Source organism: Streptomyces bugieae (assembly GCF_036352915.1).
In the GTDB taxonomy this organism is placed as follows: domain Bacteria; phylum Actinomycetota; class Actinomycetes; order Streptomycetales; family Streptomycetaceae; genus Streptomyces; species Streptomyces endophytica.
Map to the genome: position 1 here is coordinate 1 of NZ_JAZBJP010000119.1, position 476 is coordinate 476.

A 476-nucleotide genomic window follows, 5' to 3' on the forward strand; every position below is an offset into this window, starting at 1 on the left:
TCCAGATGCTGTGGTGATTTGAGTACCCAGCGGGTTCCGCCGCGCAGCCATTGCATCGCCTGCAGGCTGCGCTTGACGTACGCGTATGACGGCGCCTGGTCGTGTGCCTTGTAGTGGGCGGTGAAACTCGGCACGTAATAGGTCGTTTCGAACAGCATGCCGGAGATGTCGTTGGCCAGGAGCTGGATCTCCTCGTGCGCGTGCTCGACGGTCATGTCATGCATGCGGCGAAACTCCGGCAACGAGGTGTTCACCAGTTCCAGGCCGGCGGCACAGCGATCGCGGCGCGGTTCGGGTGTGTCCTCTCCGGGGCCGGGCAGCGGTTCGAGGCTTTCCCAATAGGGCAGGTAGCGGAGAGTGGGATCGGCGGCGAGGAGGTTGTGCAGATGCGTGGTGCCGGTACGGGGGAGACCGCAGATGATGATCGGTCGTTCGATCGCGATGTTCTCGATCTCGGGATGATCAGCGATCAGTGC

Annotated in this window: 1 protein-coding gene; it reads right to left on the bottom strand. The window is 62.8% G+C overall.

Annotated elements, in window-relative coordinates; translation table 11 throughout:
* Positions 1 to 476 (bottom strand): sulfotransferase (locus tag V2J85_RS40465; RefSeq protein ID WP_330824370.1); only part of this gene is annotated, 476 nt, incomplete at both ends.